Raw genomic sequence first — 17,079 nt, 5'->3', positions numbered from 1 at the left:
ATAGGTAGACTTTGCTTGATTCGGACAGACGGCGGTCGTTCATGGAAAAAAGTCCCGACGCGTTTCGCACGATCAGCGAAGTTGCTGATGAACTCGATCTTCCCCAACACGTGCTTCGATTCTGGGAGACGCGGTTTTCTCAGATCAAACCGATGAAACGCGGCGGCGGACGCCGCTATTATCGCCCCAACGATGTCGACATGCTGCGCGGGATCAAGCACCTCCTCTACGAGGAAGGGTACACGATTAAAGGTGTGCAGAAGCTGCTTCGCGAAAACGGCGTGCAATTTGCGGTCGCCATCGGAACCGGGGACATGTCCGCTTTCGAGGAGATGTCGCGCAAGAATGCCGAGGCCGCCAAGGCCGTTCAGGATGAACAATCTGGCAGAGAGGCGGCGCAGCGCGCGGAAGAAGCCGACGGAAACGTTCTGGTCGGCGAAGCGAAGGTTAAGGGCAAGAAGATATTCGGATTCTCCAAGTCCGGCCCGGAGGATGCCGCTGAAGCCGGAGGCGATACCCAGCTTTCGCGGGAAAACCGGGCGCTTCTGCAGGAGGCGTTGTTCGATCTCCTCGAGTGCAAGCGACTACTCGATCAGGCGCGTTAAGACGCCGCCGAAAACCGCTTGTGTCGACCCAGACGGATGTCTATAGCTGCACGCGGTTCGGAGCGTAGCGCAGCCCGGTAGCGCACTTGACTGGGGGTCAAGGGGTCGTGGGTTCGAATCCCGCCGCTCCGACCATTTTCTTTTCCTTTGCCCCGCCGCCCGACGCTTCGCGAACGTGCCGCGCCTCGAGCGCGATGCACCCCCAGATAATTCCCAGAAGAACGTAAAAGTGGCGCCAGTGGTCGGTGTCGATCACATTGCCGATTAGCACGTGCCCGAGGAAGACGATGTAGGCGCACAGCAGGTAAGGCTGCCAGGGGCGATCGCGAAAAAGGATGCGAAAGCCGCCCGCGAGCGTGGCCGTCAGCAACGTGACATAGGCAGCAAAGCCGAGCCACGAATAGTCGAACAAGGACTTGAGCCAGATATTGTGGGTGTCCGCCCCATAGATTCTTCCAAATTCGAGCGGACCGATCCCGAAAGGCGTTTCCATCGCAAGCAGGAAGCCCGTAATTTGGTGACCAAACCGGCCGCCCGGTCCGGCATCGTAATCTTGGACCAGACGCGCACGTTCGAGGAACAGTTCGCGCACGCTTTCGAATTGCAGGGCGATGACGAGCGTGGCCGCCACGGCAAGCAACACAAAGCACGACATCGCGATCATGCGAAGACGAAACCGGCTGGACGAACTGCCGGTAAACAGCGCTGCCATGAGCAGCAAGGAACACAGGAGGTAAAGGCCCCAGGCCGCGCGCGAGAAGGATAGAAAAACCCCGAAGGTTAGCACGCAGAGGACTGTAATCGGAATCAGGGAGCGTGACAGGCGTGGTCCGGTGAGAACCGCACGGAGGTTATAGAGGGCGGGCAGGATCAAGTAAGGCGCGAAGACATTCGGATCTTGAAATGCGCCCTTCGCGCGGCCGTAGAGCGTGAACATCTCGGCTCCCGGCAACAGGCTGAAATAGCCTGCGATGCCCGCGAGGCTGGTCAGGATGGCGGCTGCGGTCCATCCGCTGTATATGACGCTGAGATAGCTTGCGCGTGCCGCGATGACCGAAGCGAGGAAAACGGACGTTAGCGCGAGAAACAGTGACACGGCAACATAAATCGGAGCGGTTCCAAGCGTCGTCATTTGCGAGGTCGCGATCACTCCGCCGATGTTGAACGCGACAAGCAGGGCAAGCAGGAATACGGCGCTCCGCGGGATCGCGAGACCAGCCAGAAGCCAAATCACGATCAGGCCGGTCATGAACAATTCGTAAGGCGCGGGTTCGTTGATTACGAAGCCGCTGAGAAAAGCGCCCACCCAGATAGTGGCCGTTCCCAGAACTGCGTTCAGTGCACGCACAGCCGAGGGGTCGCCCGGTATCGCTGCCGCATCGTTCAATAGGCGTTTTCCGTGTTCAGCAGGCGGATCGGAGTAAGGAAAAGGATCTTGAGGTCGAACCAGAGTGACCAGTTCTCGATATAGTACAGATCGAACTCCGTTCGCCTGCGTATCTTTTCGTCGGTATCGATTTCGCCGCGCCAGCCGTTGATCTGTGCCCAGCCCGTGACGCCCGGTTTAACCCGATGACGACCGAAATACCCATCGACAACTTCTCCGTAGAGCCGGTTCCGGGACTGGGCGCTCACTGCGTGCGGCCGTGGCCCCACCAGCGATAGATCGCCGCGGAGGACGTTGAAGAACTGGGGCAGTTCGTCAATTGAGGTTTTGCGGATGAAGCGTCCAATCGGCGTTACGCGTGGGTCGTCCTTGACTACCTGGTTGCGCGCTGTTGGATCGCACTGATCCGTGTACATCGAACGAAACTTGAAAACGTCGATCATCTCGTTGTTAAAGCCATGACGCTTCTGACGAAAGATCACCGGCCCCTTGCTGTCGAGCTTGATGGCGATGGCGGTGGCCACCATGACGGGCGCGAGGGTGACGATCCCGAACACGGAGAAAAAGATGTCGAAGGCGCGCTTGGCGACGGAATCCCAATCGCGGATCGGACGATCGAAGATGTCGAGCATCGGCACGGAACCGATGAAGGAATAGGTTCGGGGACGGAACCGCAGCTTGTTGGAATGCGCCGATAGGCGGATATCCACGGGCAGGATCCAGAGCCGCTTCAACATTGTCAGCACGCGGTCTTCCGCATCAAGCGGAAGGGCTACGATGAGCATGTCGATTCGCGCGCGGCGCGTGAACGTGACGAGCTCGTCGATATTGCCCAGCTTGGGATAGCCCGCAACAACCGGCGGCGAGCGGTCGTCATCACGGTCGTCGAAGATTCCGCAGATGCGGATATCGCTGTCGTGCCTGACTTCGAGGGCACGGATGAGTTTCTCGGCGGATTTGCCTCCGCCCACGATGACCGCGCGCCGCTCCATGATGCCGTTGCGCGCCCATGTCCGGACGCGCAGACCGACCAGCAGCCGGGTCGCAACCAGGAAAACCAGCCCTGCGACGAACCACGAGCCGCTCCACACCCGGCTGAAGCTATCGGAAATCTTGAGGAGAAATGCCGCGAGTGCGAGAAGTGCAAATGTGGCGATCCAGACAAAGACGATCCGCGGCAGCGAGGAAATGGGCTTGCGCAGCGCACGCAGATCATACCCGTCAGAAAATTCGTTGAGCACGACGAACAGGCCCGAACCGAAAAGGATCGCCAACGCGTAGGTCCACAACTGGCCGACACCGACGTAGGCGATCATGATGGTGGCGGCGATCAGCGAAAGGGTCGCAAACTCGCCGATGCGAAGATATCCGCTCACCATCACTGGCGATATGCTGTCTTTGCGGAACTCATCCGCGATACGGGCGACCAACGGATCCAGGCTGACCTCGGGGGCGCCCAGATCGCCAGAGCCGCGGTGATTTTTCACGGCCTCAGCATTGTAGCGTAGCTTCGGGTCTACTTCGTTCATGGGGCGCTTTCGATCCAGTTGGCCTGAGTTTGTAGGCGAAAGCCCCTAAGAAACGTTTGACGGGGAATTTGGTCCGAACCCTTCAGTGTGCCAGTTTGGTGACGGCTTCGCGGTAAGCTTCCAGCGCGTGTTCGGCCATCCTTTCTATCGAGAAACGTTCCTTCAAGGTGGTTTGACCGGGAAGGAGGCGCATGAAGTGCGCCCGGTTCTCGGCAGCTGCTCGCATCGCCGCCGCAAGCGCACCGCTTTCCGGTGCGACGAGCGCATCGGCACTGCTCCCGAATATCTCGGGTATGCCGCCCACATATGTGGCAACGACGGGCACCTGCGCGGCCAGAGCCTCGATCACGACATAAGGCAATGCCTCGGCGCGTGACGGCATCACGAATGTCCGCGCCAGCGCAAACGCCTCGCGCGCAGGCATGGAGGGGCGGAACTCGACCGAATCCGAAAGGCCCAAGCTCTCCGCCAGTCCGGCAAGTTGTTGACGCTCGGCGCCGTCGCCCACAATCACTGCGCGAATGTGCGCGTGACCGGCCGATTTTAGTTCCGCCAGCGCATGGATGAAAAGGTCCGGCCCCTTGATTGCGCGCAGTTCACCGAGAAAGAGGAAATCCGCCGCATCTGCTACCGGTTCGACGGGCTCGAATTCAGCCGCGGTAAGGCCGTTGCGGTTCACCGACCAGGGACAGGCAGGGGGACCGATTTTCGCCGTGTAGGCCCGCTTTTCGAAGTCCGCGACGAACAGGATGTGGTCTGTGAACCTTTCCAGAAAGCGCTCGACGCGAAAATACGCCTTCCCCGGACGCGTCGCGGCGCCGTAATGCAGGCTGCCGCCGTGGGGTGAGTAGAAACGGGCGACGCGAGACCTTTCTGCCCGTATGAGTGAACCGAGTGCGCGGGCGTAAACTCCGCCTTTCGCGCCGTGCCCGTGCAGAACACTCGGTTTCAATTCCTTGAGGACATTCAATACCTTCCGTGCGTCAATTAAGTCGCGCGGACCGACCTCCCGCCGCATCGAGACACGCTTCACCCCGAGGGAAATCCGCGGGGTCAACTCCGCGACCATGCCTTCGCTGTAGCCGGGGACCCCCGGCGTATCGCAGATTATGCCGACCGAGTGCCCTGCCGCCTCGTGGGCCAGCGCCAGATCGCGTACGTGACGAAACAGTCCTCCCATAGGCGCTCGCAGAATGTGCACGATGCGCATTGGCTCGGATCTGGCCATAAATCTGGATGCTCGCTCTCACAATTTTTCGCTGCCTCAGAACAGGCGTTCGCGTACGAATACGGTGTCGCCGGGCAAGATAGGATCACTGATCAGGACGCGTCCGGTCATGACCTTTCCGTTGATCTGTCTGGTAATGTCGACATTTCGCTGATTTGCTCGGGCTGAAAATCCGCCTGCTGCCGCAACCGCATTCTGCACGGTCATGCCGGGCGTGTAGGTGTACTGTCCCGCCGAGCCGACTTCTCCCATGATGAATACCGTCCGGTACTGGTCCACCTGAACCGACACATCGGGATTACGCAAATATCCCTCGCGCAACTCGCCCGCAATTTCCTGTTCGATCTGTTGAACGGTGCGGCCGCGCGCAGGTACCGCGCCGACGAGCGGAAAGGAAATGTAGCCGGATTGATCGACGGCGTAGGTGTTGGTCAAATCTTCCTGATCAAAGACCGTCACCCGGATCCGGTCGCCGGCGTCCAGCACATAGGGCTGATTGATTGCTTCGTGAAAGGCAGCGGGGGCAGGGCGGTACCCGGAACATCCGGCAACGAGAACCGCAAGCCCCATCAGGGATGCGACCGCTATTGGGCGATGGCGGAACAGCCGTTGCATGGACGATACCTCAATTCGTTCCGGCGTGGTCGCCGGTCAGATCCGTTATCCGTCTGTTAGGGTTAATGGCCGGTAAAGGATGTGTCCCAAGGTCCCGACTGCACGTCCAGGGGAGTGGGCAGGATAAACGCCGGTCAACCTACAGGATACGTTGGCGCATTTACCGCCCGGAAACCATGATCGTTTACATGCAAGGGATAAATGGACTGAGTTCCGGGGTAAGTGCATGTCACAATTGGATTACAGGCCGCAGGACGCCGATATCGATATTGGGCGCATCTTTGCGGCCCTGTGGCGCGACAAGGTGCGTATCCTTCTTGGAACGCTCGTCCTGACAGTGCTCGTAGTGGCGCTCTTGAGCATGGTCACGCCCAAATACGAGGCCGATGCGCGCCTTCTGATCCAGTCAAGCGAATCCATCTTCACCCGGCCGGAGCGAGACGGGGGCAATGCGCCGGATGCGTCGCTGCTTGATCAGGAAGGTGTTGCCAGTCAGGTTGAAATCCTCTCGTCGAGCGATCTCCTGATTCAGGTGGCGAACGAACTCGACCTGAAAAAGTTGAGCGAATTTGATGCCGCGCCGGCTATGTCCGGTCTCGAGCGCGGTCTCGTCGCTCTCGGCATGCTGAGCGATCCCGCGCTGGTGCCGCCCGAAAAGCGCGTGCTCGACGCGGTTCGCGAGCGCCTGGAAGTTTATGCTGTGCCGGATTCGCGTGTGATCGTTATCGGGTTTCGCTCACAGGACAAGGAACTGGCCGCGCGGTTCCCGAATGCATTGGCCGAAGCATATCTCGCTCTGGAGAGCCGCAATGAGTTGGCGAGCACCGGACGCGCGGCGACCTATCTTGCGTCGGAGATCGAGGAATTGCAGCGCAGCGTGCGTGAAGCTGAAGCCGCTGTAGCGGCGTTTCGTTCGTCATCGGACTTGCTGATTGGCCAAAACGACTCGATCCTCGCCACCCAGCAGCTTACCGAACTGGCGTCAGAACTGTCTCGTGTCCGTGCCGCCAGGGCCAGTGCCGAGGCACGCGCGCGCAGCGTCAAGGCCGCGCTCGACAATGGCGGTTCGCTTGACGCCATCCCCGAAGTCGTGGAGTCAGCACTAATCGCTCGGTTGCGGGAAAGGGAGATCGCGCTCAACGCCGAGATCGCGGAACTCTCGACGACGTTGCTTCCGGGGCATCCGCGTATACAGGGACTGAGATCCCAGTTGGAGGATCTCAGCCGTCAGATTCGTGCGGAAGGACGAAAGGTTCTCGTTGGCCTGCAGAATGCCGCCGAGATCGCCCGCTCTCGGGAAAACGAATTGATGGCAGACCTGAACGAATTGAAGGCGGCGTCAGGCAGTGCCAGCGAGCGCGAGGTGGAACTTCGCGCGCTGGAACGCGAAGCCGATTCCCAGCGGGCGTTGCTGGAGTCCTATCTGGTCAGGTTCCGCGAGGCACAGTCGCGCGATGAGGGTCAGTACGCGCCCGCCAAGGCGCGCCTGATATCGCGAGCTATCGTTCCCGTCGAACCGGCCTTTCCGAAGATGACGCCTATGGCGGCGGCGGCGTTTTTCGTCTCGCTCCTGATCATGATCCTCTCAACGGTGGTGCGCGAGCTCGCCACCGGTCGCGCCTTCGTCCCGGCGGTGCCGGCGGAGGTAGCTTTTCGCGCAGGACCGATGGCAGCTGTCGAGATCGATGACCGGCCGCCAACCCCAGGGCCGGATGACACGCCGGCGACCGGACCGGACCCCGTGGAAAGCGCTTCCGGCGCAAACGACAATTACGACATCTCCGCGCTCGCGGGGCGGCTGATCGATACCGGGGCCGACCGCGCCATCATCGTGTCGCCGGAGGGCGATGCGGCAGCCGGCGCATCGGTTGGCGTCGCACGCGCGCTTGCTGATGACGGTCTGCGCACGATTCTGGTGGATCTCACCGGAAACGGCGCCGCATCGCGCCGGATGCTGGAGGACGCCAACTGCCCGGGGATCACCGATCTTCTCGCGTCATCTTCGTCCTATTCCGACGTCATCTATCCAGACTTTCTGACCAATGCCCATGTGGTTCCGACCGGGACCGCCGACCCGGTACGCGCGATGCGGGCTGCGGACCGGTTGCCGATCATTCTTGATGCGCTGATGTCGGCCTACGACATTGTCGTTGTGGAATGTGGTCCCACCGACGCTGCAGGGCTGAAGCGGTTGGCCGGAGAGGGGACGCAGGTCGCTCTTTCAGTCGTCGACGCAACCGCTCCCGAAATCATGAACACGGCCGGCAATCTCGTCGATGGTGGTTATGACGACCTGATCCTGGTCGCCGCGGGCAGCGAGGAACACGACCCGTACGAGCCCGAGCCGCGCCGCGCTTACGCGCGTTGAATTGAATCCTTAGCGGGCGATGGGAAGCCGCCGACGCAGCTCCTTGACAGTCTGCCAGATCGTCTTGTTGTTCTTGACCGAGCGGATAAGGCCGTTGCGGATGGCCTTGCTGGCGCCAAGCGCTTGTCCCTTCAGCGTCAGGGGAATGATGGTGTCGCTGTGCAATGTCTCGATTTCGCACCAGCCTCGCTTGTAGAACTCGTCGCCAATGCCGAAGTCGAAGAATTCGAGCCCGCGTTCGGCGGCCTCGCGGATCGCCAGGAAGAAGAGCATGTCACCTGGCCCGAGCTCACTCCAGGTTTCGTCGTAGCTGCCGAACTCCACAGTCAGACGCCCGCGGTGTACGGTGCAACCGATAATCGCGATGGGGTCGCCGCCGACCTCCAGATATTTCAGCTCGTGGGTTGCCGGCTCGGTTGCCGCTCCGCGCTCGAAGATCGAATGGTAGAACGCCTTGACGTGATTGTCCGAGAAGACATCCGCGATGCCTGCCCTGGCAAACCACGCGGCCTTCAGCGCGAAGAAGCGGTTGAGCGTGGCTGCGACCCTATCAGGCTCCGCCCGCGGCACGTAGCGGTATCCGCCGGTGCCGGCCAGCCGTCGCTCCTGACCGCGGAAACGTTTCCTCCGCCGTTTCGCGCTGTGCCGTTTAAGCACCTCGTTAAAGCCTCCGTCCAGGGACAGCGCCAATGCCGGATTGGGGCTGGCGAACGAATTTTCGAAGACAAACGGGTTGGCGATCTTATTCAACGCCGGAAGCTGCCGCTCGAGGATAATCGCGTCTGCTTCCAGTGGCAGGTTTCGCACCGCGCGCAGGATCGCGGATTCGCCCGCCAGCGCCAACGCGGCGAGGTCGCTCGCCCGGCCGATTGGAAAGTTACCGTTGGCTTGGCGCTCGCCGGGATAGGTCAGTACGCCGCTGCGCGTCCGTTCGAGCGGGAGCACCACCGGTCCCGAAGCGTTCGGCCGGAAGACGAGGAAGACCGGCTGGTGTGGCGAATTGGCAATCCAAGGTTTTAGAAAGGCCGGATGCTGGTATCCCGAATACAGTGTGTCAGAGCGGATCGCGTCCGTCAGCGCCAACGCCATTTCACGGCCTGTATGGACATCGCACCGCAACCCGCCCGCATCGGCTGATGGGTGGTTCGTGCCGAAGGCCTGTGCGCCGATATCAACCATGCTTCGATCCTTTGCACGGCATTTTGCCATGGCCGGGTTTCGAAATTCCTTCGTTCGGTATGCTGGAAACGGGGACGCACCTACGGCATGCACTCGCCGCCGGCGAGCGGGAAATTGGCATCACCGCGAGGGTGGTTTCGGGTCGACACTCGGCGCGCACATGGTGTCGGCTATTGCCGGCGTGTCGAGTAGATTCGGACCATGCTTTCCGGGATCACCGTACCCGCGGCCAATTACGGCCGTCGGCTCGTCACCGTGTAGCGTCGCGCTCGCTCCTGGGCACCCGCTCCATCCAACTGATCACGAGCATCGCCGGAACGACCCAAAGCACCCCTGAGAACGCGAAGAAGGCGAGGTGGATGTACCACGGGCTTTCCGCCAGCCGGTAGGACGCGACCGTGACGGCGATCAGCGCGTAGAGCACGACAAGGGCGACCAGCACGATCATTCCGACAAATTTCCTGAGACGTTTGGGCATGCGGGGCTTCCGGATTGTTTGCTGCTACTTAGCAGCTTGGCCGCGGAAGCCAATCCCGCGACTGCGGCAACTGGACGCTTCCAATCGTTGCGGCGCAGCGATAGATCACAGCCGGAAACGGAAACGACAAGATGACACTCTCCACCTACGGGTCCGCCGGCGCGGCGTCCGCGCAACCTTTGCCCGCCGGGAACGCCGAACTCCGGCACCGCGCGCAGGTTCGCGGCTGGCTCTATTTCACGCTGCTCGTGCTGCTGGCCCTCGTCGTCGTCGGCGGCGCGACCCGGCTCACGGACTCCGGCTTGTCGATCACCGAATGGAAGCCGATCCACGGCGTCATCCCGCCGCTGAGCGAGGCCGAGTGGCAGGAAGAACTGGCGAAGTACCGCCAGATTCCCGAATATCAGCAGATCAACAAGGGCATGAGCCTCGCCGAATTCCAGTTCATATTCTGGTGGGAGTGGGCCCACCGGCTGCTCGCGCGTGGCGTCGGTCTGGTCTTCGCGCTGCCGCTGGCCTTCTTCTGGGTGACGGGAAGGCTCGATGACCGCATCAAGCTGCCGCTCGCAATGCTGCTCACGCTCGGTGGCCTGCAGGGCTTTATCGGCTGGTGGATGGTCTCGTCGGGGCTTTCGGAGCGCACGGACGTCAGCCAGTATCGGCTGGCGGTGCATCTGACGCTCGCCAGCCTGATCTTCGCTGGAGTGACGTGGGTGGCGCGCTCGATCGCGCCCCACGCGCCCGACCTGAAGCCGACGGCCCGGTCCGACAAGGCGGGTGGTATCCTCGTCCTTCTGGTGCTCGTCCAGATCTATCTCGGCGCGCTGGTCGCCGGGCTGGACGCCGGCATCGGCTACAACGAATGGCCGCTGATGGACGGCAGCCTGTTCCCGACATGGATGTGGGACGCGCAGCTTGGCCTGCGCAATTTCTTCGACAATCCGCCGATCGTCCAGGCCGTGCACCGGAGTTTCGCCTATGCGGTGTGGCTCGCCGCGCTCGCCCATGCGAGCATCTCCTGGCGCTGGGCGCCGGGGTCGACACACGCGCTGCGCGCCGTGCTGCTGTTCGGGCTGGTCACGCTGCAGGCCGCCTTCGGAATCGTGACGCTGGTCACGCATGTTCCGCTCGGCTGGGCGCTGGTCCACCAGGCGACGGCGCTGATCGTCCTCGGCTTCGCGGTGGCGCACTGGCGCGGTCTTGTGGGCCCGCTGCCGCTGAAGAACGGGACGGCCCACAGATAGGGAGGGGTTGCGGTCTCTCCCCGTGCGGAAGGGCGCGCGATTTCCGCCGCGTCTCATTGAAACGCAGCCCGAAACGACCAGCGATGTGGAGGGCCTTACGAACTGTTGAGGGCGTCGAGGGCGAGGATGTGGCAGTCCTTCACCGTCTCGCCGACGAGGGTCTTCGGCCGCTCGCGGTAGCCGGGCGGCACCCCGGGCCGGATCGGCCACCAGCGCCGCGGCCGCGTGGACTCCAGATGACACCGCGCCCGCCAGCAGGCCATGCGATCGATGTGATGGTCGAGGTTGAGCAGCGCGTTGGCAAAGGCGCGCACCCGCCGGCAGAGGGTCGTGGCGGGGACCAATTCGTCCGGGTCGAGCACCGGCCGGGGCGGCGCGGGCACGCGGTTCGGATCGTTCAGCGCCGCGATCTGCTCCTCGGTCAGAAAGGGCGGGCCGTAGCGCTTCCACGGATCGAAGATCGGGAAATAGGGAACGCGGGCATTCCGTGAATGCCCGAAACCGGACGAGGGAACAGTCCCTCTTTCCTGCGATTGGTGATCTTGCGATTTTCGACATTTGGCCGTCGCAGTCCGCTCGGCCAGGCCGTTAAAATCCCTGGCCTTTCCCAAGCGGTTCTCACTCTCCTCATCAGGGGGGAGAGGGGCGTAAGGGGTCTTTGTCCCGCCCTTAAGCTCCTCGCCGCAGGCTCGTCGCTGGCGGGCCCCTGATGTCCCATCCTCAAGCTGCGGGCTTTCCTCTTTCACAAGCGGCAGGCCGCTGCCGGTTTTCTCTTTCGCAGTGGCAAGCTCCCTGAAAGGGACCACCTTCCAGGCGGCCATGACGATCAGGCGGCGCAATGCGAATTCGGCGGGGCGCAGGATCGACAGGATCTCCAGATAGAGCCGGCGCGGCAGGGTCTCGACCGGACGGCCCCACAGGATCCCGGCCATGGTGATCATCCGCGCGGCGATGGCATCGAGCGCATCGCCGTAATGCTCCACCGACCCTTCCCAGTCGAAACCCATCTCCGCCTCCTTCGGCAACAAACACGGGACGGATTATCCGGGAGGTTTCGGGGGGTGTGGATAAGTTTTTTGCGGTATGCCGGAAAAACGTTGGGTTGGCGGAAAATGGAGGCGAATTTGTCGACGGGGCCGTCCCGTTATTTGGCCACAGCCGGGCCTCCCCAAGCGGCGCAAGTAGCGCGCAAGGGGGCTGCTTGCGCATTCCGGCGGTAGCGATCCATGATGCAGACATGAGCGAGCGGCACGTTTTCTACAGCATTGTCGATGTTTTCACCCGCACCCGGTTTTCAGGAAATCCGGTGGCTGTGATCCACGATGCGAGCGAAATCGACACCTCGCAGATGCTGGCAATCGCACGCGAGTTCGGTTTTTCCGAGACGACATTCATCCTGCCGCCCAGCGATCCCGAGACCATCGCGCAGGTCCGCATCTTCACGCCCTTCGAAGAGGTTCCGTTTGCGGGGCATCCCAACATCGGTACGGCGTTCGTCCTCGCGACACGCGATACCGCGGCGCGCGGACCGCTGACGGAAGGCGCAGTTTTTGACGAACCGGGAGGAGTCGTACGCGTTCGCCTCACTCGGGAAAACGGGGTTGTTACCGGGGCCGTGATCGAGGCGCCGCATTCCTTGCAGAAGCTCGGCAATGTGGACTCTAAGCTGGCCGCGCGGTGCCTCGGACTGGCGGAACGCGATATAGTGAGCGATCGCATCACTCCCTGTGTCGCGTCGGTCGGCCTGCCTTTCGCCTTCCTGGAGTTGCGGAGCCTGGAGGCGCTTGGCGCGATCACTCCGGATGTAGCGGCGTTCCGCGACGCGGCGGATGCGGGGCCGCGGACGGTCGACGGCTTCGCGGTCTGTGCTTTCGTGGTCATGGAGGAAAACGAGCCGGTGACGCTCGTCCGCTCGCGCGTCCTCTCGCCGCTCGGTCACCCGGCCGAGGACCCGGCAACGGGCAGCGCCTCCGGTGCACTTGCCGCCCTATTGAGCGAAGTGGAGAGTCGCGAGGGCGGGGTGTTCAGGGTCACTCAGGGCGTCGAGATCGGACGCCCCGGCGAAATCGGGGTTGAGATTATCGGAACGGGTCGTCCGCCGCTGATCCGGGGGGACTGCGTGATGGCGGGCGGGGGGACGATGTTCGTCTGAGCCTGCACTGAAGGGCCTCCGCCGGGAACCGGCAATGCCGCCGGCTCAATCCTCCTTCAGCGTGTCCATCGCCCAGCCGACGGTGAAGCCGTGAAGGATCGTCGACAGCAGGATCACCAGCCCGATCAGCGCCCACAATTGCGGTTCGTTCACGAACTCCATGTGGCTGCCGGCATAGCATAGATAGTAGATCGAGCCGATGCCGCGCACGCCGTAGACGGAGACCACCGCCCGGTCCCGCTTGCGGAGGCTCGTTCCCGAAAGCGCGATCCATCCCGACAGGGGGCGGATGATGAGGAGCAGCACCAGGGCCACCGCGACATGCGTCCATGTGAGATCGGCAAACACGACCGGAAGAACGCTGCCCAGCGCGATGAGCAGCAGCGCGGTGAGGGCATGTTCGATGGATTCGGAAAAATCGTGCAGCGCGCGATGAAAATGATGTTCCTCCTCCACCCGCCGCAGCGTCAGTCCAAGAACCGCGACGGCGATGAAACCGTAACCCTCGGCCAGTTCGGTCGACCCGTAGCACAGCAGCACGCCGGCCAGCGCGACCACACCCGAGCCGGTTTCGGCGAGGATCGCCCCCTTCGGGATCGCGAACAGCACATAGCCGAGCGTCTTCCCCCCGAGCCACCCCATGCCGACGCCGACGACGATGCGATAGACGACATCGCGCAGCACCCACTCCGCCCCCCATGCGCCGGGGTTCATGCCCTCGGCGGCGACGATCAGGCCGAGATAGACGAACGGAAAGGCGAGCCCGTCATTCAGCCCGGCCTCGGTTGTCAGGGTGAAGCGCACGGGATGTTCGGCTCCCTCGTGCGGCGGGCCGACCTGCACATCCGCGGCTAGAACGGGATCGGTGGGGGCGAGCACCGCGCCGAGCAGGATCGCGCCGGCCACCGTGAGCCCGGCGACGCCGACCCCGAGCAGCGCGACGGCCAGGATGGTGATCGGCATCGCGATGGCCAGCATCCGGAAGGTGGGGTTCCAGCGCTTCCACGGGCGCAGATTGTCGATCCGCATGCCCGCGCCGAACAGGGCGACGATCACCGTCAGCTCGCTGACCAGTTCCCAGGGCAGCGGCGTGCTGCGTGGATCGGGCAGGGCGGGAAGTTCGGGCAGCAGCAGCGAGGCTCCCGCGCCGAACATGATCATCAGCGGCGCGGCCGCCGGTTCGCGCTTGGAAACCAGGCGCGGCAGCCAGCGCGCGGCGATGACGATCACGCCGACGAGCGCAAGGGTGACATGGTAGGCGTTCAGGCCAAAGAAGGGTTCGTTCTGCATGCACTCCCGTTCCCGACTCGCCCGGCGGGGTGTCGTAACACAAAGAGGCTGAATTGAGGAAATGGGGGGTTGTGCGGCAGGTGCTGCCGTTAGTCGGTCCAATGCGGAAGTTTACGGCGTCATCGCTGAATGGACGTGAAATTCCATAGCTTTGCTTGCCGCAGTCAGACGCCTATGGTGGTTTGCCGCGCACCACTACTCACGGAAACATCCCATGTCAGCGCAATTGATCCTCTGCTTCATCGCTGCCGATAAACCGGGACTGGTCGACGCGCTTTCGAAGGCCATCTCCGAATGCGGCGGCAACTGGCTGGAAAGCCGGATGGCCCATATGGCCGAAAAGTTCACCGGCATCATCCGCGTGGAGTTGCCGGACCGGGAGCGCGCCGAAGGGCTCATGGCGCAACTGGCCACTCTCGAACGCGACGGTTTTAACATCATGGTGAGCGATGCGCGTGAGCAAGCCGAACCGACGGGCTCGCCACTCGAAATCGATCTCGTCGGATCCGATCAGCCCGGGATTGTCCAGGACATTACGCATTGCCTCGCCACACACCGGGTGAGCATCGAAAAAATGGACACCTACACAGCGGATGCCCCCATGGGCGGAGGAATTCTGTTCCATGCCCATTTCGACCTGCGTGCGCCATCGGGTTTTGATGAAGCGGCGCTGCATGCCGAACTCGAACAGCTGGCGAATGCCCTCATGGTGGATCTTGATCTGCATGAGCGGGATGCGGTAGCCGCGAAACCAGGCTGAGGTGCGCCAGCCGACAGGCCTCCCGGAGGATATGTCCTGCTTGGCACCGAGAGCGAGCGCCACTCGCGATTGTAATCCGCGGCGCCTATTGGGCGGGGCGCAGAAGGCTCATTGTCCCGATCGTGCCCGATCAGCCCGTCGCCGATCCTTGTCTCGTTGAGTCGGGATCAGGCCGTTCACCAGCTCTCCACCGTTTTCAGGGCGTCGGCGCGGCGGGCTCCGTCGAGCGCGCCGAGGCGTTGGACCGCCCGGTAGAAACGCGCGTGGTCGCCCGCGCAGAGGTCGAACAGGCGCTCGAATGCGGGGACGAGATCGTTGTAGACGCCGGCCGCGGCGATCTTGGCGTTGCCGATCGGGGTGTCGAACCAGGCGTCATAGCCCGCAAAGCCGCTCCAGCGCCGGTCGCGGAGGCGGCGGTAGTCCGACCGCAGCTCTTCGATGACGGCAGCCTTCGCCGCCCGCTTTTGCGCCTCGCTGCCCGGGCCGTCATAGATCTGCGCCAGCGCGTCCCGGGCGCCGGCGACCAGCGCGAGAAAATCGGCCCTGCGTTCCCGCCCGTCCCGGTAACGCCGCAGCGCCGCCGGGTCGCCCCGGTGGGTCAGCCACTTCGTGACGCCCGTCGTCTCGACGACGACGGCGAATCCCTCGTTGAACGCGGAATCGCCACGCGCATAGAACTGCTGGTGGGCGAGCTCATGGAAGACGAGCCCCGCCAGATGCGCCTCATCCTGGCCGAACATGGTGTTGAGCAGCGGATCGCTCGACCAGCCGAGCGTGGAGTAGGCGGTGATGCCGGCGACATGCACGTCGAGGCCCTGCCGCCGCAATTGCGCGGCGAAACGGTTCGCGGTCTCCTCGGAAAAGTAGCCCCGGTAGGGGACGCAGCCATAGACCGGGAAGCACCATGTCCGCGCCTCCAGCGACAATTCGGGCGCGGCGAACACCGCCCAGGTCACGTAATCGCGGTGCGTGTCGACATAGCTGCGGTAGCTGTCGTTGTCCGGCAGCGCGAGTTCCTCCGACGCGAACTGGCGGATGTCGCTCGCCAGCGCCATTTGCGCGCGCAAGATCGCCGGCTTTTCGGGATCGGCGATCAGTTCGTCGACCGGCTGGCGGGCCGAGACGATCTGCAGATGGCCGTTCACCGACTGGACGTAATAGGAAATGCCGGTGCAGCCGGACAGGACGAAAGTCAGGGAAAGGGCCGCCAGGGGCCGCGCGAATGCAAGGGTCATGACCGGTACGCAGCGCGAAGGGTGAGGGGCAAGGCGCGCTTCCCTATGCGCCGATCATCAGGTCGAGATTCTGCACCGCAGCGCCGGACGCGCCCTTGCCGAGATTGTCGAGCGAGGCGACGAGGTTGACCTGGCCGTCGCCGTCGGTGCCGAAGACGAACAGCTTCATCCGGTCGGTGCCGGCCATCTCGGTCGGGTCGAGCCGGGCGATGGCCGCGCTTTCGGCAAGCGGCACGACCTCCACGATATCCTGCCCGTCATAGTGTTTCGCCAGGACGGCGTGGATGTCGCCCATGGCGGGGCGTCCGTCCATCGCGTCGAGATGCAGCGGCACCTGCACCAGCATGCCCTGCGCGAAGCGGCCGACGCTCGGGGAAAACAGCGGCCGCACGGCGAGCCCGCTGCGCGACTGGATCTCGGGGACGTGCTTGTGGCGCAGCGCGGTCGCGTAGAGGAAATGCGGCGCGGCGATGTGATCGTCGCGGGCCTCGTCCTCCATCTGCGCGATCATCTGCTTGCCGCCGCCCGTGTAGCCGGAGACGGCGTTGATCGTGACCGGATAATCGCCCGGCAGGATGCCGGCGCGGGTGAGGGGTCGCAGCAGCCCGATCGCGCCGGTGGAATAGCATCCGGGGTTGGAGACGTAGCGCGCTTCGGCGATCCGCTCGCCCTGGCCCGGCTCGCTTTCCGCAAAGCCGTAGACCCAGTCGTCATGGGTGCGGTGGGCGGTCGAGGTGTCGATGATGCGCGTGTGCGCGTCGGTGAGCATGGCGACGGCCTCGCGGGCCGCATCGTCGGGCAGGCAGAGGATGGCGATATCCGCGCTCTTCAGCAGTTCCTCGCGCAGGGCCGCGTTGCGCCGCTCGGCTTCGGGGATCGACAGGACTTCGAGATCGTCCCGCGCGGCGATCCGCTGGCGGATTTGCAGCCCAGTGGTTCCGTGTTCGCCGTCGATGAAGAGCTTGGGTTTCATAACTGTTTTCTTTTCAATGCTTTGCAGACGCTTCCT

15 protein-coding genes and 1 tRNA gene are annotated in these 17,079 nt (G+C 63.1%); 6 read left to right on the top strand and 10 right to left on the bottom strand.

Features of this window, described 5'->3' with window-relative positions; all coding sequences use genetic code 11:
* Nucleotides 1-41: 41 nt before the first annotated feature.
* Nucleotides 42-605 carry a MerR family transcriptional regulator gene (locus LC298_RS05345; protein ID WP_131568383.1) on the top strand — a complete coding sequence of 188 codons (564 nt, stop codon included), beginning with the start codon at nt 42-44 and terminating at the stop codon, nt 603-605.
* Between the two features lie 58 nt (nt 606-663).
* A tRNA-Pro gene (locus LC298_RS05340) sits at nt 664-740 on the top strand.
* On the opposite strand, the gene LC298_RS05335 is transcribed toward LC298_RS05340, so the two are convergent.
* The 4 genes from LC298_RS05335 to LC298_RS05320 form a co-directional block, all read right to left on the bottom strand.
* Nucleotides 703-1,992, bottom strand: a complete 1,290-nt coding sequence (locus LC298_RS05335; RefSeq protein ID WP_223385557.1) for an O-antigen ligase family protein — start codon at nt 1,990-1,992, stop codon at nt 703-705. The genes LC298_RS05340 and LC298_RS05335 overlap by 38 nt on opposite strands.
* Nucleotides 1,989-3,521 (bottom strand): undecaprenyl-phosphate glucose phosphotransferase, encoded by a 1,533-nt coding sequence (locus LC298_RS05330; protein ID WP_131568385.1) that lies wholly within the window; start codon nt 3,519-3,521, stop codon nt 1,989-1,991. Before LC298_RS05330 ends, LC298_RS05335 begins: the two co-directional genes overlap by 4 nt.
* An 82-nt stretch (nt 3,522-3,603) precedes the next feature.
* Complete coding sequence (locus tag LC298_RS05325; RefSeq protein ID WP_223385556.1) at nt 3,604-4,749, bottom strand: glycosyltransferase; 1,146 nt, start codon at nt 4,747-4,749, stop codon at nt 3,604-3,606.
* 36 nt (nt 4,750-4,785) lie between these two features.
* Nucleotides 4,786-5,319 carry a polysaccharide biosynthesis/export family protein gene (locus tag LC298_RS05320; RefSeq protein ID WP_428977555.1) on the bottom strand — a complete coding sequence of 178 codons (534 nt, stop codon included), beginning with the start codon at nt 5,317-5,319 and terminating at the stop codon, nt 4,786-4,788.
* Between the two features lie 271 nt (nt 5,320-5,590).
* Here LC298_RS05320 and LC298_RS05315 point away from each other — a divergent pair, with 271 nt between their 5' ends.
* The gene (locus LC298_RS05315) at nt 5,591-7,732 is read left to right on the top strand and encodes a GumC family protein (RefSeq protein WP_131568388.1); all 2,142 of its coding nucleotides are present in this window, start codon (nt 5,591-5,593) and stop codon (nt 7,730-7,732) included.
* Between the two features lie 9 nt (nt 7,733-7,741).
* Here LC298_RS05315 and LC298_RS05310 read toward each other — a convergent pair whose 3' ends face one another.
* Entirely contained in the window at nt 7,742-8,911 is a 1,170-nt protein-coding gene (locus LC298_RS05310) for a GNAT family N-acetyltransferase (protein ID WP_158284756.1), read from the bottom strand.
* A 250-nt stretch (nt 8,912-9,161) separates the two neighbouring features.
* Nucleotides 9,162-9,389 carry a DUF2842 domain-containing protein gene (locus tag LC298_RS05305; RefSeq protein ID WP_131568392.1) on the bottom strand — a complete coding sequence of 76 codons (228 nt, stop codon included), beginning with the start codon at nt 9,387-9,389 and terminating at the stop codon, nt 9,162-9,164.
* 131 nt (nt 9,390-9,520) lie between these two features.
* On the opposite strand from LC298_RS05305, the gene LC298_RS05300 reads away from it, so the two are divergent.
* The gene (locus LC298_RS05300) at nt 9,521-10,633 is read left to right on the top strand and encodes a COX15/CtaA family protein (protein ID WP_131568394.1); all 1,113 of its coding nucleotides are present in this window, start codon (nt 9,521-9,523) and stop codon (nt 10,631-10,633) included.
* Nucleotides 10,634-10,728: 95 nt separating this feature from the next.
* Here LC298_RS05300 and LC298_RS05295 read toward each other — a convergent pair whose 3' ends face one another.
* Nucleotides 10,729-11,640 carry a hypothetical protein gene (locus LC298_RS05295; RefSeq protein WP_131568395.1) on the bottom strand — a complete coding sequence of 304 codons (912 nt, stop codon included), beginning with the start codon at nt 11,638-11,640 and terminating at the stop codon, nt 10,729-10,731.
* A gap of 230 nt (nt 11,641-11,870) precedes the next feature.
* Here LC298_RS05295 and LC298_RS05290 point away from each other — a divergent pair, with 230 nt between their 5' ends.
* Nucleotides 11,871-12,785, top strand: a complete 915-nt coding sequence (locus LC298_RS05290) for a PhzF family phenazine biosynthesis protein (RefSeq protein ID WP_131568397.1) — start codon at nt 11,871-11,873, stop codon at nt 12,783-12,785.
* A gap of 45 nt (nt 12,786-12,830) precedes the next feature.
* Here LC298_RS05290 and LC298_RS05285 read toward each other — a convergent pair whose 3' ends face one another.
* On the bottom strand, nt 12,831-14,075 hold the full coding sequence (locus LC298_RS05285; RefSeq protein ID WP_131568399.1) for a cation:proton antiporter: 1,245 nt from the start codon (nt 14,073-14,075) through the stop codon (nt 12,831-12,833).
* Nucleotides 14,076-14,289: 214 nt separating this feature from the next.
* Here LC298_RS05285 and LC298_RS05280 point away from each other — a divergent pair, with 214 nt between their 5' ends.
* Nucleotides 14,290-14,835, top strand: coding sequence for a glycine cleavage system transcriptional repressor (locus LC298_RS05280; protein ID WP_131568401.1), 546 nt, complete (start codon nt 14,290-14,292; stop codon nt 14,833-14,835).
* A 176-nt stretch (nt 14,836-15,011) separates the two neighbouring features.
* Here the strand turns inward: LC298_RS05280 and LC298_RS05275 are convergent, their stop codons facing one another.
* Nucleotides 15,012-16,070: an aminopeptidase gene (locus tag LC298_RS05275; RefSeq protein WP_131568403.1), complete on the bottom strand. Its 1,059-nt coding sequence runs from the start codon at nt 16,068-16,070 to the stop codon at nt 15,012-15,014.
* A gap of 43 nt (nt 16,071-16,113) precedes the next feature.
* Nucleotides 16,114-17,043: an N-acetyl-gamma-glutamyl-phosphate reductase gene (argC, locus tag LC298_RS05270; protein WP_131568405.1), complete on the bottom strand. Its 930-nt coding sequence runs from the start codon at nt 17,041-17,043 to the stop codon at nt 16,114-16,116.
* Nucleotides 17,044-17,079: the final 36 nt, after the last annotated feature.

The sequence above is a fragment of the Oricola cellulosilytica genome (assembly GCF_019966575.1).
Classification (GTDB): domain Bacteria; phylum Pseudomonadota; class Alphaproteobacteria; order Rhizobiales; family Rhizobiaceae; genus Oricola; species Oricola cellulosilytica.
Note: the sequence above shows the minus strand (reverse complement) of the source record. Positions and strands in the feature narration are given on the sequence as shown.